The 23,957-nt window shown below is 68.4% G+C and carries 21 protein-coding genes; 12 read left to right on the top strand and 9 right to left on the bottom strand.

Features of this window, described 5'->3' with window-relative positions; all coding sequences use genetic code 11:
- Together GQ56_RS45945 and GQ56_RS0132110 are read right to left on the bottom strand one after the other, a co-directional pair.
- A partial coding sequence (locus GQ56_RS45945; RefSeq protein WP_031402556.1) for an ESPR domain-containing protein occupies positions 1–260 on the bottom strand: 260 nt, incomplete at its 3' end.
- Positions 261–411: 151 nt separating this feature from the next.
- The gene (locus GQ56_RS0132110; protein ID WP_031402555.1) at positions 412–1,212 is read right to left on the bottom strand and encodes an OmpA family protein; all 801 of its coding nucleotides are present in this window, start codon (positions 1,210–1,212) and stop codon (positions 412–414) included.
- A gap of 431 nt (positions 1,213–1,643) precedes the next feature.
- Here GQ56_RS0132110 and GQ56_RS0132105 point away from each other — a divergent pair, with 431 nt between their 5' ends.
- From GQ56_RS0132105 to GQ56_RS0132095, 3 genes are read left to right on the top strand one after another with little or no spacing between them, the layout of a single operon-like run.
- Entirely contained in the window at positions 1,644–2,369 is a 726-nt protein-coding gene (locus tag GQ56_RS0132105) for a response regulator transcription factor (RefSeq protein WP_031402554.1), read from the top strand.
- Entirely contained in the window at positions 2,366–3,772 is a 1,407-nt protein-coding gene (locus GQ56_RS0132100) for a FecR domain-containing protein (RefSeq protein WP_031402553.1), read from the top strand. The genes GQ56_RS0132105 and GQ56_RS0132100 overlap by 4 nt, the downstream gene beginning before the upstream one ends.
- A 3-nt stretch (positions 3,773–3,775) precedes the next feature.
- Positions 3,776–6,217 carry a CHASE2 domain-containing protein gene (locus GQ56_RS0132095; protein WP_031402552.1) on the top strand — a complete coding sequence of 814 codons (2,442 nt, stop codon included), beginning with the start codon at positions 3,776–3,778 and terminating at the stop codon, positions 6,215–6,217.
- A 121-nt stretch (positions 6,218–6,338) separates the two neighbouring features.
- Here GQ56_RS0132095 and GQ56_RS0132090 read toward each other — a convergent pair whose 3' ends face one another.
- Positions 6,339–6,524: a CsbD family protein gene (locus GQ56_RS0132090; RefSeq protein WP_031402551.1), complete on the bottom strand. Its 186-nt coding sequence runs from the start codon at positions 6,522–6,524 to the stop codon at positions 6,339–6,341.
- A gap of 140 nt (positions 6,525–6,664) precedes the next feature.
- Positions 6,665–8,197 (bottom strand): helix-turn-helix transcriptional regulator, encoded by a 1,533-nt coding sequence (locus tag GQ56_RS0132085; protein WP_031402550.1) that lies wholly within the window; start codon positions 8,195–8,197, stop codon positions 6,665–6,667.
- 351 nt (positions 8,198–8,548) lie between these two features.
- Between GQ56_RS0132085 and GQ56_RS46130 the strand changes: the two genes are divergently transcribed.
- The 3 genes from GQ56_RS46130 (at position 8,549) to GQ56_RS0132070 (ending at position 9,384) form a co-directional block, all read left to right on the top strand.
- On the top strand, positions 8,549–8,713 hold the full coding sequence (locus tag GQ56_RS46130) for a hypothetical protein (RefSeq protein ID WP_162836113.1): 165 nt from the start codon (positions 8,549–8,551) through the stop codon (positions 8,711–8,713).
- 67 nt (positions 8,714–8,780) lie between these two features.
- Positions 8,781–9,131 carry a BON domain-containing protein gene (locus tag GQ56_RS0132075; RefSeq protein WP_031402549.1) on the top strand — a complete coding sequence of 117 codons (351 nt, stop codon included), beginning with the start codon at positions 8,781–8,783 and terminating at the stop codon, positions 9,129–9,131.
- Between the two features lie 55 nt (positions 9,132–9,186).
- Positions 9,187–9,384, top strand: a complete 198-nt coding sequence (locus tag GQ56_RS0132070) for a CsbD family protein (RefSeq protein WP_031402548.1) — start codon at positions 9,187–9,189, stop codon at positions 9,382–9,384.
- A 309-nt stretch (positions 9,385–9,693) separates the two neighbouring features.
- Here the strand turns inward: GQ56_RS0132070 and GQ56_RS0132060 are convergent, their stop codons facing one another.
- A complete protein-coding gene (locus GQ56_RS0132060; RefSeq protein WP_031402547.1) occupies positions 9,694–10,722 on the bottom strand; it encodes a DUF1338 domain-containing protein in 1,029 nt (342 codons plus the stop codon).
- Positions 10,723–10,946: 224 nt separating this feature from the next.
- Between GQ56_RS0132060 and GQ56_RS0132055 the strand changes: the two genes are divergently transcribed.
- Positions 10,947–11,894 carry a LysR family transcriptional regulator gene (locus tag GQ56_RS0132055; RefSeq protein WP_031402546.1) on the top strand — a complete coding sequence of 316 codons (948 nt, stop codon included), beginning with the start codon at positions 10,947–10,949 and terminating at the stop codon, positions 11,892–11,894.
- Between the two features lie 302 nt (positions 11,895–12,196).
- Here GQ56_RS0132055 and GQ56_RS0132045 read toward each other — a convergent pair whose 3' ends face one another.
- Entirely contained in the window at positions 12,197–14,326 is a 2,130-nt protein-coding gene (locus GQ56_RS0132045) for a TonB-dependent receptor (protein ID WP_043301711.1), read from the bottom strand.
- A 932-nt stretch (positions 14,327–15,258) separates the two neighbouring features.
- Between GQ56_RS0132045 and GQ56_RS0132040 the strand changes: the two genes are divergently transcribed.
- The gene (locus tag GQ56_RS0132040; protein ID WP_031402544.1) at positions 15,259–16,887 is read left to right on the top strand and encodes an NADP-dependent glyceraldehyde-3-phosphate dehydrogenase; all 1,629 of its coding nucleotides are present in this window, start codon (positions 15,259–15,261) and stop codon (positions 16,885–16,887) included.
- Between the two features lie 67 nt (positions 16,888–16,954).
- On the opposite strand, the gene GQ56_RS0132035 is transcribed toward GQ56_RS0132040, so the two are convergent.
- Positions 16,955–18,121: a M24 family metallopeptidase gene (locus GQ56_RS0132035; RefSeq protein WP_031402543.1), complete on the bottom strand. Its 1,167-nt coding sequence runs from the start codon at positions 18,119–18,121 to the stop codon at positions 16,955–16,957.
- Positions 18,122–18,253: 132 nt separating this feature from the next.
- Positions 18,254–19,582, bottom strand: coding sequence for an MFS transporter (locus GQ56_RS0132030; protein WP_052007378.1), 1,329 nt, complete (start codon positions 19,580–19,582; stop codon positions 18,254–18,256).
- A gap of 266 nt (positions 19,583–19,848) precedes the next feature.
- Between GQ56_RS0132030 and GQ56_RS0132025 the strand changes: the two genes are divergently transcribed.
- A complete protein-coding gene (locus tag GQ56_RS0132025; RefSeq protein ID WP_034198502.1) occupies positions 19,849–20,817 on the top strand; it encodes a LysR family transcriptional regulator in 969 nt (322 codons plus the stop codon).
- A 35-nt stretch (positions 20,818–20,852) separates the two neighbouring features.
- On the opposite strand, the gene GQ56_RS0132020 is transcribed toward GQ56_RS0132025, so the two are convergent.
- The gene (locus GQ56_RS0132020) at positions 20,853–21,485 is read right to left on the bottom strand and encodes a LysE family translocator (protein WP_031402540.1); all 633 of its coding nucleotides are present in this window, start codon (positions 21,483–21,485) and stop codon (positions 20,853–20,855) included.
- A gap of 600 nt (positions 21,486–22,085) precedes the next feature.
- Between GQ56_RS0132020 and GQ56_RS0132010 the strand changes: the two genes are divergently transcribed.
- From GQ56_RS0132010 to GQ56_RS0131995, 3 genes are all read left to right on the top strand, one after another.
- On the top strand, positions 22,086–22,409 hold the full coding sequence (locus tag GQ56_RS0132010; RefSeq protein ID WP_031402539.1) for a hypothetical protein: 324 nt from the start codon (positions 22,086–22,088) through the stop codon (positions 22,407–22,409).
- A gap of 264 nt (positions 22,410–22,673) precedes the next feature.
- On the top strand, positions 22,674–23,219 hold the full coding sequence (locus tag GQ56_RS0132000) for a hypothetical protein (RefSeq protein WP_152601924.1): 546 nt from the start codon (positions 22,674–22,676) through the stop codon (positions 23,217–23,219).
- A gap of 105 nt (positions 23,220–23,324) precedes the next feature.
- Entirely contained in the window at positions 23,325–23,810 is a 486-nt protein-coding gene (locus GQ56_RS0131995) for a hypothetical protein (protein ID WP_031402537.1), read from the top strand.
- The last annotated feature ends 147 nt before the right edge of the window (positions 23,811–23,957 follow it).

The following is a 23,957-nucleotide window of genomic DNA, read 5'->3' as shown; positions in this document are numbered from 1 at the left end:
GCCGCCGATGCACCGATGCCCGCCGCCAGCGCACTGCCGCCGGTCGCGCCATCGTTGTTGTAGTTGCCCTGCTGCGTGCCGCTGTCGTTCACGCTGTAATACTGAGCATGTGCGGGCAGCGCCGCGGCCGCCACCGCGATCGCCAGCGCGCAGATCGTCACCGGCTTCGCCCCGCCCTTTCCGCCGGCCCTCGTCAACTCCGATGCCACGACAAGCTTGCCCCGCGCCCGGTTCCACACAACGTTGTATACCTTGTTCATGCCTACTCCCCTACTAGATTCCTCGACATCAACTCATTCATCAGCACACCGAATCGACCGGGATCAGGTATATACCCGCTGCTTCGGTTACGTGCGCCATCTTCACTATCTCGGTGCTCGCTCCGCGCGAGAGCGGCCGTGCATCGCGCCGTCAGAGGATCTCGATCTCGACACGACGGTTCGGTTGCAGGCATTTCTCGAGCACGTCGTGCGGCTCGACGCGATCGCACGTCACGACCGGCCGCGCCGCACCTTCGCCTGCAGTCCTGATCTTCGAGCCGTCGAGGTCCTGCCGGATCAGCAGCGCGCGAACGGTACGCGCACGCGCCAGCGACAGGGCGGCGTTGTACGCGTCGGTACCCAGCCGGTCCGTGTACCCCGTGACGACGATCTCCCGGTAGCCCGGGAAATCACGCTTGATCGCTCCGGCAACCTGCACGATCTGTTCGCGCCCGGCAGGCAGCATGTCCGCCTCGTCCGCGCCATCGAAACGAAACAGGCCGTCGGAGCCGAGCGTGACCGCGTCGCCATGCCGCGCGGCTGCGTCCTGCGGCATCGGACGAACCTCGGGCGGATTCGCACGCAGCGCGCAATCGGGCTCCTTCCAGTAGGTCGCCGCCACGCGCGAGTGGTCATCGAAGCGGATCTGGTACTGGCAGGTCGCGACCTCGTTGTCGTGCCCGATGCGAAAGTCGAAGACGTAATTCCAGGTACGCACGAAGAACACGCCTTCGTCGAAATGCGGCGGCCCGATCAGCGCATAGATCTGATCCTTGCTCATGCCCGGCCCGATCTGCCGCAGGTTGGCAACGTTGACGAACGCCCCTTCCTTCATCCACGACGAATCGCGCGCCGGAAACGTCGGCGTGCCGTTCGCGCCCGGGCCGGCCGCGCCGCAACCCGCCAGCAGGCATCCCGACGCGATTAAGGCAATCATCAGCTTTATTTTCATGATCACTCCCTGCCCGAATATACTGAATTGCACGGTTCGTCAACTCGGACTTTTTATATTCCAGGACCCGATATCGATTAATTCGAATTCGGCGCATCCCGCTTGTCATTCAGGTTTTTCCAGCTCCCGCGATGCCGCCGGATCGGCACCCTCAGCCCGGACCCGCTCCGGCCGGAGAACCCAGCCCGACGGAAGATACAGACGTTTCCCGACCAGCCATTGACGACGCGAGAATTTGTCAGAATCTCGACCACATTTAACAAAATCAAAAACTCTCACCAATGCTCGAATGCAATTTCGTAATACAAATAAAGAAGCGCGGCAATCGCCAATTTATAGGAAGTGCATTCCAAATTAACAATCATTGGCAATTATCGAATTAACCCGCTGCTACGATTTGCGACTCTGTGTTGTCAGCTGGAAACGATGCGATGCGTATCGCCATCCTCGAAGACGAACCGACCCAGATGGAATATCTGGTTCACGCGCTCGAGCAACAGCTCGCGTCGTGTTCGCCCCCCCTCACCTGCGTGCGCTTCGGAATGGGCGAAACGCTGCGTCGCGCACTGCGCTCGGATACCTTCGACCTGCTGGTGCTCGACTGGAACGTGCCCGATCTCGACGGGCTCGACCTGCTGCAGTGGGTACGCAAATTTCGCGAAAGCAGCGTGCCGATCATCATGCTGAGTTCGCGCGGCTCGGAATGCGACGTCGTGCAGGCGCTCGCCGCGGGCGCCAACGACTATCTGGTCAAGCCGTTGCGGCCGCTCGAACTGGCGGCCCGCATCCGCAACCAGTTGCACCAGCTTCAGCCGCAAGCCCAGCAACGGCCGGTCGAACGCTTCGGCCACTGGGAATTCGATCGCACGAGTTCCATCGCACGGCTCACGCATGCGTCGAACGTCTCCGATATCGAGCTTACCGAGCGCGAGTTCCGGCTTGCGCTCGCGCTGTTCGGCAATCTGGGACAAACGGTGTCGCGCAGCTACCTGATGGAGCGCATGGGCATCAACGGCGAATCGCCGAGCCGCTCGCTCGACAGCCAGATCTACCGGCTGCGTACGAAGCTGGGCCTGCGCCCCGTGCACGGCGTGCGGCTGCAGACGATCTATGGACAAGGCTACCGGCTGGAAGCCGTCAACGAACACGCATCATGAACCCGTCATTCGCACGGCGCCGGCCGACCGTCCGGCGCAGCCTGCTTCGGCTCGTCCTGCCGCTTGTCGCCGCGCTCGGCTCGATGCAACCGTTCGCGCAGGAGCGCGTCCACGTCGTTCGGCAAGGCGACACGCTGTGGGACATCGCGGGTGAATACCTGCACTCGCCGTTGCACTGGCCCGACGTGCAGCAGCGCAACGGCGTCGGCGATCCGAAGCGGCTGCACCCCGGCACGGCGTTGCACCTCGATCCGGCGTTCTTCCGGCGCGCGGCGGATACGCGCGGGACGCCGGACACAGCGGTGAACGACGACGACGCATCGCGCCCGGCCGGCCGTGGCAGGAGCGCAGCGCCGGCACGGGCGACCTGGACGCAGGATCCGCTCGCGGTGGCCGGCGTCGCGGAGCTGTCGGGCGCGGCGCGCATGAAGCGTGGCGATGCCGCGCCGCGCCCGCTCGACGCGGGTACGCCGGTTCGCGCCGGCGACATTCTCGAAACCGACGAACGCACGTACCTCAGTTTCCGTCTGCGCGACGGCAGCACGCTCGTGATGCCGTCCAGCAGCACGGTGCGGGTCGTCGTCGCCAACGGGCAGGCGACGCAGCTGCAACTGCTCGACGGACGCATCGAGGCGCTCGTCGCAAAGCAGCACGGTCGCACGTTCGAGATCCGGACCCGGATGGCGACGCTCGGCGTGCGCGGCACGCATTTCCGCGTGCGCGACGAACACGGCGCGGTGACCGCCGAGGTGCTGTCCGGGGTCGTGGCGGTGTCGACACAAGGCAAACCGGAACTGGTGCTCGACGCACGGCAAGGCGCCGCGCTCGCGGGCGCCGGCGCGCTCGAATCCCGGGCCCTGCTGGCACCGCCGACGCTCGCCGAAAGCGCGGACGGCAAGCGCGTACTGATCGCGTCGGCGGTGCAGGGCGCACAAGGCTATCGCCTGCTGCTCGCCACCGACCCATCCTTCATTCACGGCGCGTACGAAGCCACCGCGCCGGATGGCCGGTTCACGCTGCCCGACGATCTGCCGGGCGGCTTCTACCATGCGCGGGCGAGCGCGTTCGATGCGCGCAACATCGAAGGCATGCCCGGCGAAAGCATCGTGCACGTACAAGACGACCGGCAAACGGACACGGTCGTCCAGACACGCGACGGACGCTACGAGATCCGCTGGCCGGCGCCGGACGGACAACGCTGCCTCTTCGAACTCGCGCGCTCGCCGGATTTCGCGTCGCCGGTCGTCACCGATCCGGCGGTATACGGCGCCGGCGCCGTCGTCGGCCCGCTTACGGTACCGGGGCGATACTACTGGCGCGCGCGGCTCGTCACGGTCGGCGACGACCGCACGCTCGCGTCCGGCTCATTCGACGTACCGCAACCCGCCGCCGCGCGTGACTGACCCGTGGGCCGCCGCTTCGTCGTCGAGTGCCTGCTGATCGCGCTGTTGATCCCGCCGTTGCTGTGGTGGCTGCACGGCGCGCCGGGCGTGAGGATCGTCGACGCGATGCTGTACGACCGGATCATGAGCCGCCGGCAGGTGGCACCGTCGCCCGACATCCTGATCGTCGGCATCGACGCGCGCAGCCTCGCGGCAATCGGGCCGTGGCCGTGGCCGCGCAGCGTGCATGCGCGCCTGCTCGACACGCTCGCGCGCGACGGCGCGGCCCGCGTGCTGCTCGGCACATTCCTCGACAGCGCGTCCGACGAGGACGACGACCGCCAGCTCGCGTCATCGATGGCACGGCTTCCCGTCTATCTCCCGATGCGCGTCGCGACCGGGCCTTCCGCCATCGCGGACGGCACACCGACCTTCGTGCCGCCGCTGCCGCTCTTCGCGCGCAGCGCCGCCGGCACCGGTCACGCCAACGTGGCAGTCGACGGAAACGGGTTGTCGCGCTGGATGTTCATGCGCGAAGGCCCGCCGGGCCGGCTCGAGCCGTACGTCGGCGCGCGGCTCGTGGATCGCGCCGATGCCGAGCCGACCCCGCCTGCTGCTGCGGCAGCACCCGCCGCACCTGCCGCCCTTGTCACCTTTGCCGGGCTCGCTGTGCCAACGCCCCCCGTCGCGCCGGCCGCGCTCGCCGTGTCCGCGGATCACGGCGACCCGACGGCAAGCGGCGATGCGTGGATCCGCCAGGCACCGTTCGGCTTTCCGCTCGCGCAGCCGCTGCATGGATGGCGCACGGTGTCGTATCTCAGCCTGCTGCGCGGGCAGGTACCGGCGGCATTCGTGCGCGGCAAGCTGGTGCTCGTCGGCGCACTCGAGGATGCACGCCTCGAACGCCCCGTTTCCATCGGCACGCCGCACGGCGTCGCGTCGCTGTCGGGCATCGAGTTGCAGGCCGCCGCGATCGACGCGCTGCGACACGATCGCACCGTGCGCCCGCTGTCGCGTGCCGCGTTTGCCGGGTGGGCCTCGCTGCCCGTCTGGATCGCACTCCTGCTGTTCCTGCCGGCTGCGCGCTACGGCTGGGCCGTCGTGCTCACGATGTCGGGCCTGTGGCTCGTCGTGTGCCTGACGCTCGTCATCTGGGCGTACGTGTGGGTCCCGCCCCTGCCGACGCTGCTCGGGATCGCCGTCGCGTATTTTCTGTGGAGCTGGCGTCGCCTGTCGGCGTTCTTCCATTTCTTCGGCCGGCGCATCGCGCTGCTGAACGCGCTGCCGGCAGGCGCATTCGAACCGGCCGACCGGCCGCCGACGCACGCGTGGGATCACGTCGCGTCGCGGATGGCCGAGCTGGACGCCGCCATCGACCGGATCGCCCGCATCAAGACGATGCTCGACGTCAGCATCTCGCAGATGCCGGTCGCCGTCCTCGTTTGCCTCGACGACGGCACGATCACGCAGAGCAACGACGCGGCACGCCGCTTGCTCGAATCGCCCGGCGAGCCCGGCGCACCGCTGGACGGCCGCAACCTGTCGTCGGTGCTGCGCGGGTTCGACGCGCCGGCGCCGCATGCCAGCAGCGCCGGCGTGCGATGGTTCGACACGCTGCAGCACGAGTACGTCACGCGTCGCGATCACGCGTTCAGCCCGCGCATCGCCGCGCTGGACGGTCACGGCGGCGAGCCGAGGCGCTGGATGGTCGCGTTGCACGACGTGACGAACGAGCACCGCCTCGAGCGCGAGCGCGAACAGTGGATCGGCTATATCTCGCACGACCTGCGCACGCCGCAGATCAACATCATCAGCCTGCTGAACCTGCATGCGGCCGGTGCCGCGCCGCCCGACGCGCGTGGGCTCGTCGACGGCGTGCGGCGCGAAACGGAGCGCTCGATCCGGCTCGCCGACAGCATTCTCGATCTCGTCACCGCGCGCTCGAGCCGGTATCGCTTCGAGCTCGCACCCGTTGCGTCGATCATGCTGGACGCGGTCGACCAGGTATGGGCAACCGCATCGGCCCGCGGCGTCGCGATCGACCTGCATATCGCCGACGATGACACCGCGCTGCATGCCGACGGCGCGCTGCTCACGCGGGCGTTCGTCAACCTGCTGCACAACGCGATCCGGCACAGCGCACCGGGCACCACGATCGATCTCTGTGCGGCGGTCGACGAAGACGCATCGCCGCCGCGCCTGCACGTTGCTGTGCGCGACGAAGGCGAGGGCATGGCGCCGGAACGGGCGGCCGGGCTGTTCGACGGCCCGGCCGGGCGGTTCGCCGCGCGTACGCAGGAGGACGGGCCGCTCACGCGCCACGAGATCCGCTCGCACGGCATGGGATTGGCGATCGTGGCCGAAGTCGTCGCACGCCACGGCGGCTGCATCACGGCGTTCAGCCGGCCGGGCCACGGGGCAACCTTCCTGCTCGCCTTTCCGCTACCCGGCGCCCCGGCGCGCTGACCGTCACGGCCGAAGCCGGGACGCACGAACGGCGGACCTCACGAGGCAGCGTCATGCGCACGGGCCGCGCGTCGCCGCGCGCGCCGGGCCTGTCGTCGTCGCTCGTGGGCGAGAACCGGCGTCATTGCTTCTCCGCCCGCCCACGCCCCGCATCGGCCGCCTCGCCGGCCTGTTCCTGACGCTTGCCGGCCCGCTGTTCGGCGACACCTTCCGCTTCCGTCCTGCGGTCGCCCGTCACCTTGCCGAGCGCTTCCTTGAGCGAGCCCCTGACCTGCTTCAGCTTGCCTTCGATGCGATTCCTGTCCATGGTCGCCTCCTGCGAGCGTGGGAGAGGGCGACGACATGGCTGCCCGCGCCGCATCGCCGCTGCGGACAGGATCGCAAGCACGCGCCGCGCGCGGCAGATGCGGATGCATCAGCGCGCGGGGTGCATTCGTACCGCCGGCGTCAGTCCTTGCCCTTCGCGCCGCCCTTCTCGCCGCGCGCGCCGTTCGCATCGACCGCGCCGACGATGCCGCGCTCGCGCGCCCACACGATCGCCTCGGCGCGGCTGTGCACGTCGAGCTTCGCGTAGATCGTCGCGACGTGATTGCGCACGGTGTTCGGCGCGAGCCCGAGGCGGCCGGCGATCTCCTTGTCGGCCAGGCCGTGGCACAGCAGGTCGAACACGTCGCGCTCGCGCGCGGTCAGGTCCGACAGCTGCGCGCCCGCGTCCGGCGCATTCGCGCGCCGCACGTTCGCGAGCTTCTCGATCAGCGTGCGGCTGAACCACGAGGCATCCTGCATCGCCGTCTCGATCGCATAGACGAGCTCCATCTCGGTGCGCTTGCGATCGCTGATGTCGAGCAGCGCGACCAGCACGCAGTCCCGCCCGTGAATCGCGACCGGGTCGGCCGACACGACGCAATCGCGTACGTCGCCGTCGCGCGTGCGGATCTGCACGTCGGCGTTGCGCACGCTGCCGTCGCGCGCGAGCCGGCCCTCGATGTGCCGCCACGCGTCGCGCTCGGCCCACAGCCCGATCTCGTCCGCGGATTTGCCGAGCAGGTCGTCCTGCGCATGGCCGATCATCGCGGCGAACGCGCCGTTGACGTCGAGCAGCTCGAAGCGGTCGGCCGTGACGATCGCGGTCGCGACCGGCGCCATCCGGAACGCCGTCGCGAACCGCTCCTCGCTCTGCCGCAGCGCGCGCTCGGCCTGCTTGCGCGGCTCGAGATCCATGAACGTGAACAGCATGCAGGCCTCGCCGTTCATGTCGATCGGTTGCCCGGCGACGACCACGGCCTTGGTGCCGCCGTCCGCGAGCTTCAGCACGGCCTCCATCTGCGGAATCGTCGCGCCCTCGCCGAGCCGCTCGATCGCGAGTTCGCGCCGCTCGGCCTGGTCGAGCACGTCGACCTCGTACACCGAGCGGCCGAGCACGTCGTCGCGCGCGTGGCCGGTCATGTCGAGAAAGCCCTGGTTGACCTTCACGTAGCGCAGGTCGTCGAGCCGGCAGATCGCGGCCGGCGCCGGGTTCGCGTTGAAGGTGCGCTCGAAGCGCTCCTCGGCGCTCGCCCATTCGGTCGCATCGTGCAGCACGAGCGCGAGGCAGTCGGGCTCGCCGGCCGCGTTCGTCAGCACCAGGCTGCGGATCCGGTGCACCCAGCTCACGGTCTCGTCGGCGGCCGATTCGACCTCGACCGTCACGTCGCTGAACGCCTCGCCGGCGATCACGCGATCCATCGGGTAGTGGCCATCGCGCACCGGATGGTTGTTCCGGTAGCGCAGCCGGAATCGCGCGCGGTAATCGGTGACGGTCGCGCCGAGCGCCTGCAGCTCGGTCACGCCGTGCATCGCGAGCGCGGCTTCGTTGGCCCAGACGATCCGCTGGTCGGGCTCGACCAGGATCACGCCCTCGGTCAGCCCGGCGATGATCTGGTGCAGTTGACGCCGGTCGGTATGCGACTTGAGCGCCTGTTCGTTTACCTGTTCGTCCATCGAATCGTTCCGCGTGATCAACCTGGCGCGCCGGATGGCGCGCAGGGCGATGATCGCTTGTCGTGCGGGGGCACGACAGGCGCGAATGCACCAGCCGCCATAGTACATTCGCACGGCCCCCCCCATCGTTCGGCACCCCGCCGATCCCGCCATGCGTCCGCCGGGCGCGCCGCTGCCCGCCGCGCGGGCGGCAAATGCGCGCCGCGCCCCCGCCCGTCCCCTCCCGCCGCCCCGTGCAAACGCACTAGCCGGCCCGGTGAATTTGCGCGATGTCGGCACGCGTTCGCCCCGGTACGCTGGTCCTGCATCGGCGCTCATGCGCTGCCTTTCCAACCGCAGAGGAGAAGCACGATGAAGCTGCATCAGACACCCGATCCGACGCGGCCCGGGCCGCCTCCGGATGGTCCGCCCGAACCGCCGCCCGGCACCGAGCCGCCGGTTCCGCTGCCGCCCGACGTGCCGCGCCCGGACATCCCGCCGCGCGAGCCCGGCTACGACACGCCGATCGTGCGCTAGCCAGCCGGATCGCGGAACACGTCGCTCGAATCCATTCATTCAACCTGCCAAACGAGGGAGAACACACATGAACCAGAACCGGCATCTTTCGACGCTGCTCGCCGTCAGCACGGCTTTCCTGCTGAGTGCCGCGCCGCTCGCGAACGCGGTCGCGCAGGACGCATCGGCCGACAACGGCATGAAGGCCGAATCGAACCAGCCCATCACCGACACGTGGATCACGACCAAGGTGAAAAGCCAACTGGCCGCCACCGACGGCGTGAAGAGTCTCGACATCGGCGTGAAGACGGTCGACGGCGTCGTCACGCTCACCGGCGTGCTGCCGAGCCGGATCGCCGTGAAGAAGGCGATCGCCGTGTCGCGCGCGGTCAGGGGCGTGAAGCACGTCGACGCATCCGGCCTGAAGGCGAAGGCCTGACCTCCCGGCGCGGCGGCGGCCGCGCCTTCAATCCCTGCACGACAAGGAGCACACCATGAACGAAGACAAGATCAAGGGCCAGTGGAAGCAGCTCACCGGCAAGCTGAAGGCCAAGTGGGGCAAGCTGACCGACGACGACCTGACGGTGGCCGACGGCAATCGCGAGTATCTGGCCGGAAAGATCCAGGAACGGTACGGGATCGCCCGCGAGGAAGCCGAGAAGCAGCTGAAGGACTTCGACCGCGACCTGTAACGCCACCGGCCCCCTCCACCCGCCGCGGCGCCGCCGGCGTCGCGGCCATCGGGACGACACGACATGGGCAAATACCTGATCGCATGGCTGCTGGGCGTGCCGGCCGGGCTGCTGGTGCTGTTCTACCTGATCACGCACCTCTTCTGACCTGACGGCGCGCGCGCCTGCTCATCCCCGGACGCGGCAATCAGCCGTGCAGGCCGCCGCATCGCGGGCCGCCAAACGCCGAACGGGCAGGACGCGTGAGCGCCCTGCCCGTTCGGCTTGCCGCTTCGGCGGCGGCGCGCGTCGCGCCCCGCCGTCGCTGCATTACTTCGCGGCGTTCGCCGTCATCTTGAAGATGCCCTGCGCGTTGCCCGCATCGAAACGCAGGTCGGTCACCCAGCGGCGCTCGGCCTGGTCGAACGTGCGCTTGCGCGTGATGAACTCGTAGAACGAGCCCGGCACGTCGCGCTTCACCGTGCCGCCGTCGCGCGTGCGGAATTCGCGCTCGACGGTATCCGCGCGATAGGCGGTCTGGAACACGCGGCCCGAGCGCGAGCGCTCGACTTCCGGTTTCATCGGCCGGCCTTTCGCCTTCTCGTCGTCGGACAGCCTGAACACGTCGGCAACGCGGTCGGTCGCATGGTTGAACGCGTTGCCTTCGGTCGAGATCCACGCCATTTCGGCCGATTCCAGCAGCAGCGTCTCGTAGTCGAGTTCGTTCGGCAGGTCGTGCTGCCGCTCGAACGCGCCGACGATCTCCGGCAGCAGCGCGTGCGCGGCGTCGAGCGACAGCCAGCCTTCGCGTTCGACTTCCCACAGCAGCGCGACGGCCGCCGGTGACAGCGGGTCGCGCGACGTGCTCACGACGTTCGTCACGGCCTGCTGGAATTCCTTCGAGAAACGCTCCGGGTGCAGTTCGCTGACGAAGAACTGCGCGATTTCGTCCGGTGCGTCTTCATGGGCATACGCGCGGCCCGTCATGCCGAGCTTGTCGAGCGGGTAGCGGCCGTTCAGGCGGAAGCCGAGCGGGCGCAGGATGCGCGTGAACGCGGCTTCGCCCGGCGGCAGCGCGCCCGTGTGCGGCCAGCGCACCGTGCGCAGCGCGCCGTGGTCGAAATAGACCGAGCCGCCGTTCGCGATCGCGTCGGCCGTGTACGCGCGGCCGTTCGCCGAACGTTCGAGCAGCCCTTCGAACAGCGCCATGTTCATCGCCTGCGCGATTTCCGCGCGCGTCACGACGCCGTCTTCCCATTCCTCGAGGATGGCCGGCATGTTCAGGGTCGAGAACAGGGCGTCGGTCTTCGCCTGTCCCAGCAGCTTCGTCAGCAAGCTCTCGATATTCGGATTGCGCATCAGGATTCTCGTCTGGGGGACCGCCGGCAAACGTGCCGGCAACTTGTCGGCCGGCCGCCCAACGGGAGCCTGACCTTGCGTGGGGAGCATTATTCAAAGGGTTGCAGCCGGGCGTAAAGCGAGATTAAATTGACACGTGATGAGTTTTTGGAATTATTGACCGTCCCTCGGCCGTCCTCCGCCCCCGTGTGGTGCGGCCCCGTTCGTCAGACAGATCGAACATCATGCGCAAATTCAAGATCCCCAACATGGGCGCGCTCGTGGCCTTCGAGGCCGCCGCCCGCCACGAGAGCTTCACGCACGCCGCCAAGGAGCTGTTCCTGACCGAGAGCGCGGTATCGCGGCAGATCGCGACGCTCGAGGCCAGCCTCGGCGTGCGGCTGTTCGCGCGCGTGAAGCAGCGCGTCGTGCTGACGCGCGCCGGCAAGCTGTACGGCACGCAGGTGCGCCGCGCGCTGGAGGCGCTCGACCGCGACACGCTGTCGATCATCGCGCACGGCAGCGGCGGCGGCTACCTGGAACTCGCGGTGCTGCCGACCTTCGCGTCGCACTGGCTGATCCCGCGCATCAAGAGCTTCTACGACCGCACGCCCGACGTGCGCGTGAACATGGGCAGCCGCACCGACCTGTTCTCGTTCGAGGACACGCACTTCGAAGCCGCGATCCACTACGGCAAGCCGACCTGGCCCGGCACGTCGTCCGACTACCTGTTCGGCGAGGAGGTCGTGCCGATCTGCTCGCCCGCGCTGCTCGACAGGCCCGTCGAGCGCGTCGAGGATCTGCTCGGATACCCGCTGCTGCACTCGACGACGCGCCCCGGCGCGTGGGCGCAGTGGTTCGAGACGCACGGCGTCGAGGACATCCGCACGATGCAGGGCGTGCGCTACGAACTGCACACGATGCTGATCAGCGCGGCCGCGGCCGGGCTCGGGATCGCGCTCGTGCCGAAGTTCTTCGTCGAGGAGCAGTTGCAGCAACTCGGCCTCGTCGTGCCGTGCGACGCGGCGACGGTAGGCGATTCGGCGTACTACCTCGTGTACCCGACGGAGTTCAGCCACAGCAAGCCGCTCGAATCGTTCCGCGGCTGGCTGCTCGAACAGGCGAGCGCGTACGCGGCGCCGGAGCGCGATGCGGACGATGCAGGCGAGGTGGATGACGAGGACGTCGAGTAGCGGAACCGGGGCGGCATGCTGCCGCCCCCGATCCGGTCGGCGGCGGCAGCGCGATCGCCGCTCATCCGGCGCGACCGGGCATCGCGCGGGCGGCGTTCATCGCGTCGCCGCGCCGCAACGGCTTCGCGTCGGCGAGCCTGCGGACACCACCTTCACCAGGAACGCGCGATCCGCCGCCTCTTGCCCCGGGCAAACCGTTTCGAGGTCGCGAATCACGATCGTCGCGCGCCCTTCGAGCCGGCACACCCCGTCGGGCGGTGCGGAGGAAAGCCGCAGGTCGCGCAGCGCGTGCGTCGCGTGCGTTACATGTGCCACTTCACCGTGGCGGTCAGCGTGCGCGGATCGCCGGGCATGTTGTACAGGTCCGCGTTGCCGTGCGCGGCGATGAAGTAGCGGCGATCGAACAGGTTGTCGAGCGTGAGCGTCACGTCGACCTTCTTGCTGCGATAGCCGGCGCCCAGGTTGAACACCGTGAACGACGGCAGCGTGACGAGATCGCTCGCCGACGTGTAGCGCGCCGACTGGAACTGCATGCCGGCCGCCGCATAGAAGCCGTACGGCAGCTCGCGCTTCAGCCACAGGTTCGCGCTGTGGCGCGGCATCAGCCCCGGCGTGTTGTTCGACAGCGCGAGGCCGGCCGCCGTCGATTGCGCCGAGCCGTCGACCGTGCCGTTCAGGTACGCGTAGCCCGCGTACACCGACCACTTCGGCGCGATCTCGCCGGTGAAGCCCAGCTCCATCCCGTGCACGTGCTGCGTGCCGATCGGCAGCGCATAGCCGGGATTCGCCGGATCGCCGATCTGCTGGTTGGTCTGGCGCATGTCGAACAGCGCGACGCTGGCCGTCGCCTTGCCGCCGAGATCGAAGCGCGACCCGACTTCGTACGCGGTGGTCTTTTGCGGCGCAAGCGCGGCGCCGTTCGCGTACGCGCCGGAGCTGATCAGCGTATCGGCGAGCGGCGAGAACGACTGGCTGAACGAACCGTACAGCGTCAGCCAGTCGAGCGGCTCGTAGATCAGCCCGACGCGCGGGCTCCACGCGTGATCGGTGCGGTCGAGATTGACGTTCGACGACGTGTAGTCGTGGCGGATCTGGTTCAGGTAGTCGAAGCGCAGCCCCGCGAGCACTTTCCAGTGCTCGGTCAGCGAGATCAGGTCTTGCGCGTAGACGCCCGCGAGCCCGATGGCGGTCGACGCGTTCGTCTTCGCCCGCGCGCCGGACGGCACGCCCGGCAGGATCACCGGCTGCGGATTGAACAGATCGTAGGTCGCGACCTTCGACACGCTGTAGATCGTGTCGAACTTCTGCTGCTGCGAGAGTTCGAGCCCGTACAGCAGCTCGTGGCGCATGCCGAACAGCGAGGTCTTCTGCGTGAGTTCGAACAGGCCGTCGATGCCGTGGTCGGTGCGCTGGCGCGTCGACTGGTCGAGCGTCACGACCGGGTGCGCGGCGGTCTTGATCGGCTCGTACGTGATGTAGTTCTTGCGCTCGAGCGAGAAGTCGTACGCGCGGATCGCACCGTGGAACGACAGCGAATCGCTGAAGCGATGGTCGAGCGACACCGTCGCGCTCTTCGCGGAGATGTCGTTGTACGAGCTGTTCGCCGCGTCGGCCGAGCCGTAATACGTGTCGATCGGCACGGCCACCGGCCGGCCGAGATACGCGGGCAGGCCCTGGTCGGACGTGCGGCGGTCGTGCAGGTAGTCGAACTCGACGTTCAGCACCGTGTCGCCGTCGAGTTTGAACTGCGCGGACGGCGCGATCGCCTGGCGGTTGAGCCGGAACTGGTCGCGGAAGCTGTTCGAGTTCTCGGTCGCGCCGGTAAGGCGAAAGCGCGCCGCATCGTTCGCGTTCCAGCCGAGGTCGAATTCGCCGCGCCGTTCGCCGCGCGTGCCGAGCGTCACGCCCACGTCGTTCACCGGGTTCGCGTCCGGCCGCTTCAGCACGCGATTCACGATGCCGCCCGCCGAGCCGCGCCCGTACAGCACGGCCGCCGGCCCCTTCAGCACCTCGACGCGCTCGACGTTCGACAGGTCGCGGTAGTAGAGCGCGTCGTCGCGAATGCCGTCGACGTACTGGTCCGTGATGCTGTTGAAGCCGCGGATCGTGATCTGGTCGCGCTGGCCGTCGCCGACCGAAAAGCCGACGCCCGGCACGTTGCGCAGCGCGTCCTGCATCGACGTCGCGTTCTGGTCCTCGATCACCGCGTGCGGGACGACGTTCACCGTCTGCGGCACGTCCATCAGCGACATGTCGGTCTTGGTCGCCGCGCGCGAATGGCCCGCATCGTAGGACGCATGCTCGGCGGCCGCGTTGACGGAAATCGCGGGCAAGGTCGCGGCGGCGTCGCTCGCCTGCGCGGATGCAGTACGGGCGCCGGCCAGCGACGTGGCGATCAGAAGCGCGTGACACGCGCGCTTGTTGAGTTTCATCGTGAACGTAAAGGCTGAAGAAAAGTGGCGAACGGAACGAAGCGCATCCGGCCAACGCGCGCAGCACGCGGCGAACCGGCCGATGACGCCCTTTCCGTGAAGAAGACGGCGCACGCGGAGGATCGCTCCCCGGCGCGGGCCTGCCGGCAAACGGCCGGCGCGGGTTGAATACCGGCCGGCGCCACCGACGCGAAACAATCCGTGACATCGTGTCACGAATCGTAACGGAGCGAAATATTAAACGAGAATGATTCGTATTTTTAGTTAATTCTCGATATGTCGCCTGTCAGCAACGTGCAAGCGCGTGGCGCTCTGCATTCCTGACGAATGCCTTTCTGTTTCGCGTTCAAATACGCGCAGTTCGTAATTTAATCGAAAGAATTTGGCGGTCGTCACCGGGCGATGAATGCCGGACGACAATCGGGACACGACAGCGGAGGAGCAGGACAGGATCGCGAAGGATCCATCAAGACAGGCAGAAAACGTTCAGGCGGCCGGTTTGCGCCGGACCGGGCAACCCCGACCCGGCGCTCCGGGTAGCCGACCTCGCATCGGCGATGCGGCGGATCTTTCATGGTTCTTCACTACGTTTGCTCTCTCAGGCTCGCTTCATTTTTTTCTTCGCCGCGCCGAGTCATTATCCGCGCAATTCGGCCGACGGGAAACGTTTGCGTACACCCGAAACACATGATGCCCATCATTTCGCAACATTCTTTCCGAATCCTTACGATACCTGTCGCACGGTTCGTGCCGATCTTGCATTCGCGACGGCGTTCCTTTTTAATGGAACTGGTTCCATGCGCCGATTCGGCCATGTTCGCGCGTGACGCGTCGTCGCGTGCGCGTCATCATGCCGATTCAGGATCGAGGATCGCTTCGCTCAGGATTCGCATCGCCCGTCCCTCCCGGACACCCCGTCAAACGAGACCGTCATGCCCGATTCCGCCTCCCTGCAGCAGTTGTTTCCCGCCTTTCAGGACATTCCTGCCGAGTACCGGCTCGCTTCGCCGATTCACCAGCGCGTGTCGCTCGTCGACGGCGAACTGCGGCCGTGGGACGGCGCGACCAAAACCGTGCTGTCGCCCGTGTGCGTGCGGCAGGCGGACGGCAGCGTCGAGCAGGTCGAGATCGGCAGCTACCCCGTGATGGGCGAGCCGGAAAGCGACGCGGCGCTCGACGCCGCGGTGCGCGCGTACGACGCCGGCCGCGGCGAGTGGCCGACGATGAAGGTCGAGCAGCGCATCGCGTGCATGCAGGACTTCATCCGGCGGATGGTCGCGCAGCGCGAACTGGTCGTGAACCTGATCATGTGGGAAATCGGCAAGAGCCTCGCCGATTCGCGCAAGGAGTTCGATCGCACCGTCACGTACATGACGCAGACGATCGACGCGCTGAAGGAGCTCGACAACGCGAACTCGCGCTTCGTGATCGCGGAAGGCACGATCGGCCAGATCCGCCGCACGCCGCTCGGCGTGGTGCTGTGCATGGGCCCGTACAACTATCCGCTGAACGAGACCTTCGCGACGCTGATCCCCGCGCTGCTGATGGGCAACACCGTGGTGTTCAAGCCGCCGCAATACGGCACGCTGCTGTTCGAGCCGCTGCTCGACGCGTTCCGCGACGCATTCCCGAAAGGCGTGATCAACACGATCTACGCACCGGGCGCGGTGGTCGTGCCGCACATGCTCGCGTCCGGCAAGATCAACGTGCTCGCGCTGATCGGATCGAGCAAGGTGGCCGACCACCTGAAGAAGCAGCACCCGAAGTCGCACCGGCTGCGCGCGATTCTCGGCCTCGACGCAAAGAACGCGGCGATCGTGCTGCCCGACGCCGATCTCGACCTCACCGTGAAGGAATGCCTGCTCGGCGCGCTGTCGTTCAACGGCCAGCGCTGCACCGCGCTGAAGATGCTGCTCGTGCACCGCTCGATCGTCGACGAGTTTCTCGAGCGCTTCACCGCCGCGCTCGAGCAACTGAAGATCGGCATGCCGTGGGAGCCGGGCGTCAGCATCACGCCGCTGCCGGGCATGCATCGCACGGCCTACATGACGGACGCGATCGACGACGCGAAGGCGAAGGGCGCGCAGGTCGTCAACCATTCGGGCGGCACGTTCAGCAAGACGCTGTTCTATCCGGCCGTCGTGTACCCGGTGTCCGAAGGGATGAAGCTGTACCGCGAGGAACAGTTCGGGCCGATCATTCCGGTCGCGCCGTTCGACGACGTCGACACCGCGCTCGACTACGTGACGACGTCGGAGCACGGCCAGCAGGTCAGCATCTTCGGTTCCGATCCGGCGCAGATCGGCGCGCTCGTCGATCCGCTCGTGAACCAGGTGTGCCGCGTGAACATCAACTGCCAGTGCCAGCGCGGGCCCGACGTGTTCCCGTTCGCCGGCCGCAAGGATTCGGCGGAAGGCACGCTGTCGGTAAGCGACGCGCTGCGCGCGTTCTCGATCCGCTCGATGGTCGCGGCGAAGCAGACCGACGGCAGCAAGCAGCTGCTCGATTCGATCGTGTCGGACCACTACTCGAAGTTCATCAACACGGGCTTCATTTTCTGACGCGGGGCCGGACGACGAAGGCCGCCGCACCCGCGCGTGCGGCGGCTTTTTTTGCGCCCGCGCGCGGCTACGCCTGAACCGGGAAGGTCAGCGCATCGAGCGCCAGCGGCCCGCCGGTCAGCTGAATCGGGCCTTCGTCGCCGATCAGCACGGTATCCGAATGCCGGAAGCCGCCGACGCCCTCGATGTAGAGGCCCGGCTCGATCGTCAGGCACATCCCCTTCTCGATCGGCCGGTCGTAGCCTTCCGCGAAGAACGGCGCCTCGTGCGCGGTCACGCCCATCCCGTGCCCGGTCCGGTGCAGCAGCCGGTCGCCCATCCCCGCGCGGCGGAAATAGTCGTTGACCTTGCGGTCGACCTCGCTCAGCAGCGCGCCGGGCATCGCGGCGTCGAACGCGAGCCGGCGCCCTTCCGACATCACGTCGAATGCACGCCTGGCCGCGTCGGGCACGTGGCCGAGGAAGAAGGTCCGCTCGACTTCCGCGCCGTAGCCGTTCATCACCGCGTTCACGATCGACACGTGCGGGCCGCCTTCCTCCATCCGCATGTCGATGTTGCTGAAATTGTGCGGATCGTGCGACACGCTGCCGGGCTGGAACACCGCGACGATCCGCGTGGCCGACGGGTTCAGCGACGGATCGTCGGCCAGCAGCCGCTGCATGATGAAGCCGCGGATGCGCGACGACATCTCCGCCATCCCGAGGCCCGGACGCGCTTCGCTCAGCAGCAGGTCGTGTGCGTCGGTGGCGATCCCGCACGCATACACGTGGCGGGCGATCTCGTATTCGGACTTGATCATCCGCACGTCGTCGACGATGTCGATGCACACGCGCTCGCCCGGCGTCTGCGCATAGATCTGCAACGGACACACCGACTCGACACCCACGCGCTCGCCCGGCCCGAACAGCGCCTTGAAGCGGTCGCTCCATTCCCGGCCGGCCGGCGCCGGGAATTCGAAATACGGCACCAGCTCGAGCTCGCCGATCGAGCGCGACCGCACGTGCGGCTGTTCGAGCTGCGGCACGACGAACTGCGGCGGCCCGCTGCGCGAGATGACCAGCACGAACGGCCGCTCGTGGACGATGTTCGCGAAGTTCGTCAGGTAGTAGATATTGTCCGGCGAGAACGCGACATAGCGATCGAGGCCGGCTTCCGCCATGCGCGCGCGCACGCGGTCGAGGCGCGCCTTGAGTTCGGCGGCGCCGGGCGGCGCGAACGTGGGTTCGAGTTTCATGCGTGATTTCTCCTGTGGGGAACGGTGACAACCAGCCGATCCGGACGTGCTTCGCCACGCCGTATCGGCCGGCAATTCGATTCGTTATCCTTGATGAATATGCCGCTTTCCTGCCGGCGAACGCCCGGCCTGCTATGCGCGCGGCAAGCGCCGGAAGCCGAGCAGCGCGACGAGGCTCACGACCGAGGCCGCGACGATGTACAGCGCGGGCGACGCCTTGTTGTGCGTCGTCGCGATCAGCCATGTGATGATCAACGGCGAGAACCCGCCAAACACCGTCGTCGGGATGTTGTACGACACGGCGAGCCCGGTGCTGCGCACCTCGGCCGGGAACACGCGCGCGGTGATCGCGGGCACCAGCCCCACCAGCACGCCCATCGGCACCGCGGCGAGCGCCTGCATGATCAGCAGGTTGCCGAGCGACGGATGCGCGATGACCCACGTGTAGAGCGGCAGCGTCAGCGCGGCCAGCGCCACGATCGCGGCCGCCACCAGCGCGACCGGCCGCCGCCCGACGTCGCCGGCCAGCCCCGCGAGCGGCGCCGCCGCGACCATCACGACGCCGGCCACCGTCGTGCTCATGAACGGCGCGGACATCGGCAGGCCGAGTTGCTTCACCGCGAACGTCGGCATGTAGACGAGGTTCATGTAGAACGAAGCCGTGCCGACGATCGTCACGCCGATCGCCGCGACAAACGACGCGCGATGCTCGCCGAACAGGCGTCCGAGCACCTGCGCGACCGGCAGCGCGTCGGCCTGCACGAACGCGTCGGTTTCCGATACGTTGCGGCGGATGAAATAGCCGACCGGGCCGATCAGCAGCCCGACCGCGAACGGCACGCGCCAGCCCCAGCTTTCGAGCTGATGCGGGCTGAGCGACGTCGTCAGGATCGTGCCGATCGTGCCGCCCAGCACGATCGCCAGCATCGTGCTGGCCATCTGCAGGCTCACGAACAAGTGGCGGCGATGCGGCGGCGCCTTCTCCGCGAGAAACGCCACGGTGCTGCCGAATTCGCCCGACGCCGCGAAGCCCTGCACCAGCCGCGCCAGCACCAGGATCGTCGCGCCGCCCCAGCCCGCCTGCGCAAACGGCGGGGCCAGCGCGATCGCCGCGGTGCCGGCCAGCATCAACCAGATCGTCAGCGTCATCGCCGCCTTGCGGCCGTAGCGGTCGCCGTAGAGCCCCATGACGACGCTGCCGAGCGGCCGCACGACGAACCCCACGCCGAAGGTCGCGGTGGCGAGCAGCAGCGACCCGACCGGGCCGGCCACAGGGAAGAACAGCTTCGCGATCACGCCGGCGAAGTAGCCGTAGATCACGAAGTCGAACCATTCGAGCGCGTTGCCGGCCGCGGCGGCCGCGACATCGCGCAGCGCGCCGGACCGCGCGGGCCGCCGCGACGCGGCGGCATGGCCGTCGAGCGCCAGCGCGCCGGCCGGATTCACGGCATCTTCCTTCATCGTCTGTCTCCTCCACCTGTCGGTCGCAGTGGTGCGGTGCTCATGTTCGATGCGCACCGTTACCGCGTCCAACGGATTTCCGGAATATGATCATCACCGGCGTGAATGACGCTGCGCGCCGGCGCACGGCCGGGGATGCGGCAGGCACGACTCTCAGGGCAAACGCGCCCTTGCCCGACAGGCCCGTCGTGCGGAAACTGGCAGCCCTCATGGGCCGGCCGCCGGAATCACGCGCGGCATGCCGGCCCCCGACACGGAGATCTGCGATGAAGGACGTGTTCCGCCTGCTCGACCTCAACCTGTTGCGCGTGTTCGCCGCATTGATGGCCGAAGGCAACGTCACGCGCGCCGCCGAGCGGCTGGCGCTGTCGCAGTCGGCGGTCAGCAATGCGCTGCGCCGGCTGCGCGAATCGCTCGGCGACACGCTGTTCGAAAAGACCGTATCGGGCGTGCGCCCGACCGCGCGGGCGCGCGAGCTGTGGGTGACGATCCAGCCGCACTACGACGCGCTGAAGCAGGCGATCTCGCCCGACCAGTTCGACCCGCAGGACTATCGCGGCACGTTCACGATCGCGATGTCGGACTACACGGTCGAGCGCATCATGCCGCGTCTCGCGCAGTACATGAGCACGCACGCGCCGGCGATGCGGATCGAGGTCACGCAGTTCAGCGTCGCCGACCTGCCGGGCATGTTCGATCGCGGCGGCGTCGATCTCGCGATCGGCGGCTATCTGAACGACGCGAGCCCCAGCAGCGGCGTGCGCACGCACGAGATGTGGCCGATCCACTGGAGCTGCCTGATGCGCAAGGATCACCCGCTCGCGAAAGGGCCGCTCACGCTGAAGCGCTTTCTCGCGGCGCGGCATCTCGACGTCGGGTTCTCCGGCATGCGCGTGCCGGTGTACGACAGCCTGCTCGCCGCGCACGGGCTGCGGCGCAATCTCGCGCTCACGCTGAACGCGTACTCGCCGGCGCTCGCGATTCTCTGCGAATCGGATTTCATCGGCGTGCTGCCGACCACGCTGCTCGACCTGTCGCCCCATCGACAGGAACTGGTGTCGCGGCAACCGCCGGTGCGCATGCCCGCGCGGCCCTACTGCGTGATCTGGCATCAGCGCCGGGACAGCCATCCCGCGCACCGCTGGCTGCGGCAGACGATCGTGTCGCTGTTTACGCGCACGGCGGATCACCCGGGCGCTACCGCCCGCCCGCGGGCCCGGCGCGCGGCCCGATAGATACGGGAGCGCGCCGCCGCCGCATGACGCGCGCGCTAGACGTTCGACACCAGCAGCCGCACCCCGGCCACGCCGAACACGACGGCGAGACACGCCTCCATCGCGCGCCGCCCGCGCACGTACAGCCGGCGCGCGCCGTTCATCGAGAACACGAGCGCATAGCCGCCGAACACGAAGCAGCCGATCGCGAGGCAGCCGGGAACGACGGCGCCGTGCGACGCGCCCGCGCCGTTCGACGACAGCGCGACGATCGACACCCACACGAGGATCGCCTTCGGATTGGTCAGGTGCAGCATCGCGCCGCGCACGTAGAAGCGCGACAGCCGCTGCTCGCCCGTGGCGTTCAGCGACGCCGCCGCCTTGCGCGACAGCGCCGTGCGCCCCGACTTGAACGCGAGCCACAGCAGGTACAGCCCGCCGAACACCTTGATCGCGACGAGCAGCTTCGACCACGCGAGCAGCGCGGCCGACACGCCGAGCGCCGCCACCGCCGCCCAGAACATCGACCCCGACACGACGCCGAGCGCGAACACGAGCGCCGCCTTGCGGCCCTGGTTCGCGGCGACCGACATGATCGCGAGATTGCTCGGCCCGGGGCTGGCCGTACCGATGAAATAGGCCGTGTAGGCCAGCAGCAGGTTGGCCGAGAAGAAGGCGTGCATGCTCATGTCGAACCTCGCAGGGATGATCCGGAGATTGTTCGCAAACGCGCGCCGCCTGCCCATGGACAGTTGGCCGCCGATTCGCTGGGCCAGTTGAACGGATCGCGGATCGCGCCTCGTCGCATCGCGCGCGAAACCGTCTCGGTTTTGAAACACCTGTCACGTGCGCCGACGGTTTGCGCTGCTCCCAACGGCAGTCCGGCCACGCCGCATCCGGCCGGCCGAACGCCATGCGGGCGCAGACGAGCCCCGCTCGCCGCCGTCTTTCGGCCCTGCGGCGGGCAGACGCGTCACCCGGCCGATCACCGCGTTACGTTACATCCATGAAGCATTTCGCCTCGCCGAACCGCGCCGCGTGGCCGGCAGGCGTCGCGCCGCGCCTCCGGACGCACGCCTCGATCGCGGCCGCAACCCAGTCCCGGCGGGACGCGCCGGCCCGCGCCGCGTCGCGGCTCAACAGTGCTCAACAATCGTTGCGCGGGGCTGGTACGGAACCTGCATTCCGTTCGGGAGAAAGCCGCGCGGCCCTCCGCGCGGACATGAACCCACCCCCGGGCGCGTCCACCGGATTCGCCCGAACGATCCGCGCAAGCAACGAGGCTCTTCATGGATGCGCTGCCCAATTCGTCCGACACGTCATTCCAGCTTTTTCTCGCGAAGCTGCTCGAAAAGCCGCTGCCCGACTGGACCGAAAAACAGCAGATGGAACTCGAGATGGCGCGAACACTGTCCACGGAAATGGTTCACCTCGCCGAGGACATGCGCGGCGGCACGCCGGATCTCGCGCGCTGCCTCGTGCTGCTCCGCTACGCGAAGGTGCTGGACTTCATGCTGACGTCGCTCGCCGCGCGTCGCGACATTCATCCGCAGACGCTGCGCACGCTGTTCCGGCTCGCGAACCTGAAGGTCGACGATGCGTATCCGGCCTGAGCCGGCCCGACGCATCGGCTGCCCAGGGCGGCCCGCCCCGATCGACGCCCATGCCCGGTGACCGCACCGCATGAGCGCCCGGAACCGGAAGTCCCGGCGGGCCGGCGAACCCGGCGCGTCCGTGCAACGCCACGGGCGCGACGCGCGCCGGCATGCGGCGGCAGACGATCGCCGCGACGGCCACGACGTCGAACGGACGACGAGGCCACCGCCGGCCGGCGCCGACCACACATCGGCCGGTTGCGCCGGCCCGGGACGCACGCCGTGACCGCCGTCGACTTCGACCGGCTCTGGTCGGCCATCTGCGACACGCCCGCCTGGTCGGTGACGAAAGGCCAGGGCAGCTTTCTCACGTTCGAGTTCGGGCCGCCTGCGCTGCAGGTCAGGGAGCCGCTCGCGGGCTCGCCCGGCCTGTCCGCGGCGGCGCGCGACCGGCTCGCGTCGCGGCGCGTGACGGTCGCCGGCAACGGGCACCTGTGGATCTGCTACTGCCACTGGTCGATCGCGCTCGACGGCCACGCGCTCGCGCACAGCGAATCCCGCTCCGGCGACATCGCGGCCGCCGCGCAGCGGCTCGACGGCCAGATCCTGCGATCGGTCGCACCGCGCGCGCAGCCGGGGTCGTGGGCGTTCGACTTCGACCTCGGCGGAACGCTGACGACCTGGCCGTACGGGGGCGATCCGGCCGACGAACAGTGGCATCTCTACGATCGCCGCTCCGGCAACGTGCTGACCGCGCGCGCGGACGGCAGCTGGTCGTACGGCCCGGCCCACGCGCCGCCCGGCAGCGGGTCGCTCGGCGCGGCGTAGCCGTCGCGCGCGGGCCCGTTGCGCGTGCCGCCGCATGCCGCGCTGATCCCCGGCATCAGCGCGGAGGCCCGCCCGTCCCGGCAAACGGATGTACAATCGCGCGCCATGAACGCACTTCGCCGCTTCCTGCTCGGATCGGGCGCCGCGCGACAGCTTCTGTGGAGTTTCCTCCTCGTGACGGTGCTGTCCCGCGCGCTGATATCGGGCGCCGTGATGCTCGATCCGGACGGTCCGGATGCGGGCTCGGTGGTGCTGTGTTCGGGCCGCGGCCCGCTGATCGTCAACGTGGCCGCGCTGGCGGCCCGCTTCGACGCCGGCGCGCCGATCACGCCCGCCAACGACGCGCTGGCGCTCGCCGACACGCTCAGGCATGACGCACATGGCGAGCCGGCGCCGTCCTCCGGGAGCGGCGACGGCCTGTGCGCATTCGGCGCCGCGCTGTTCACGGCGCTGGCGTCGGTCGCGCTGCTGGTGCTGCTGTTTCCCGCCGCCGCGCCGCGGCGTTTCCGGCTTCATTTCGACTGCATTCCCTTCGGGCGCTCGATCCTCGACGCCCGCCCGCCCTCGCGCGCGCCGCCGCTGTCCTGCTGACGGTTTCGCCCGGCGGTCCGCGCACGTCGACGTGCGCGCGGCCGCACGCCGTTCGTCTCATACGACCTGATTCAAGCGTTCACCCGAATGCCCGCGTCGCGCGGGCGACGCCGCCCTGCGCACCGTTCGCGCAGGGCGCCGCGCCGC

Source organism: Burkholderia paludis, from assembly GCF_000732615.1.
Lineage (GTDB): Bacteria > Pseudomonadota > Gammaproteobacteria > Burkholderiales > Burkholderiaceae > Burkholderia > Burkholderia paludis.
Note: the sequence above shows the minus strand (reverse complement) of the source record. Positions and strands in the feature narration are given on the sequence as shown.

Coding starts and splice junctions, on each gene's coding strand:
- GQ56_RS0132110 (WP_031402555.1), bottom strand. CDS start 1,212: ATGAAAATAAAGCTGATGATTGCCTTAATCGCGTCGGGATGCCTGCTG.
- GQ56_RS0132105 (WP_031402554.1), top strand. CDS start 1,644: ATGCGTATCGCCATCCTCGAAGACGAACCGACCCAGATGGAATATCTG.
- GQ56_RS0132100 (WP_031402553.1), top strand. CDS start 2,366: ATGAACCCGTCATTCGCACGGCGCCGGCCGACCGTCCGGCGCAGCCTG.
- GQ56_RS0132090 (WP_031402551.1), bottom strand. CDS start 6,524: ATGGACAGGAATCGCATCGAAGGCAAGCTGAAGCAGGTCAGGGGCTCG.
- GQ56_RS0132085 (WP_031402550.1), bottom strand. CDS start 8,197: ATGGACGAACAGGTAAACGAACAGGCGCTCAAGTCGCATACCGACCGG.
- GQ56_RS46130 (WP_162836113.1), top strand. CDS start 8,549: ATGAAGCTGCATCAGACACCCGATCCGACGCGGCCCGGGCCGCCTCCG.
- GQ56_RS0132075 (WP_031402549.1), top strand. CDS start 8,781: ATGAACCAGAACCGGCATCTTTCGACGCTGCTCGCCGTCAGCACGGCT.
- GQ56_RS0132070 (WP_031402548.1), top strand. CDS start 9,187: ATGAACGAAGACAAGATCAAGGGCCAGTGGAAGCAGCTCACCGGCAAG.
- GQ56_RS0132060 (WP_031402547.1), bottom strand. CDS start 10,722: ATGCGCAATCCGAATATCGAGAGCTTGCTGACGAAGCTGCTGGGACAG.
- GQ56_RS0132055 (WP_031402546.1), top strand. CDS start 10,947: ATGCGCAAATTCAAGATCCCCAACATGGGCGCGCTCGTGGCCTTCGAG.
- GQ56_RS0132045 (WP_043301711.1), bottom strand. CDS start 14,326: ATGAAACTCAACAAGCGCGCGTGTCACGCGCTTCTGATCGCCACGTCG.
- GQ56_RS0132040 (WP_031402544.1), top strand. CDS start 15,259: ATGCCCGATTCCGCCTCCCTGCAGCAGTTGTTTCCCGCCTTTCAGGAC.
- GQ56_RS0132035 (WP_031402543.1), bottom strand. CDS start 18,121: ATGAAACTCGAACCCACGTTCGCGCCGCCCGGCGCCGCCGAACTCAAG.
- GQ56_RS0132030 (WP_052007378.1), bottom strand. CDS start 19,582: ATGAAGGAAGATGCCGTGAATCCGGCCGGCGCGCTGGCGCTCGACGGC.
- GQ56_RS0132025 (WP_034198502.1), top strand. CDS start 19,849: ATGAAGGACGTGTTCCGCCTGCTCGACCTCAACCTGTTGCGCGTGTTC.
- GQ56_RS0132020 (WP_031402540.1), bottom strand. CDS start 21,485: ATGAGCATGCACGCCTTCTTCTCGGCCAACCTGCTGCTGGCCTACACG.
- GQ56_RS0132010 (WP_031402539.1), top strand. CDS start 22,086: ATGGATGCGCTGCCCAATTCGTCCGACACGTCATTCCAGCTTTTTCTC.
- GQ56_RS0131995 (WP_031402537.1), top strand. CDS start 23,325: ATGAACGCACTTCGCCGCTTCCTGCTCGGATCGGGCGCCGCGCGACAG.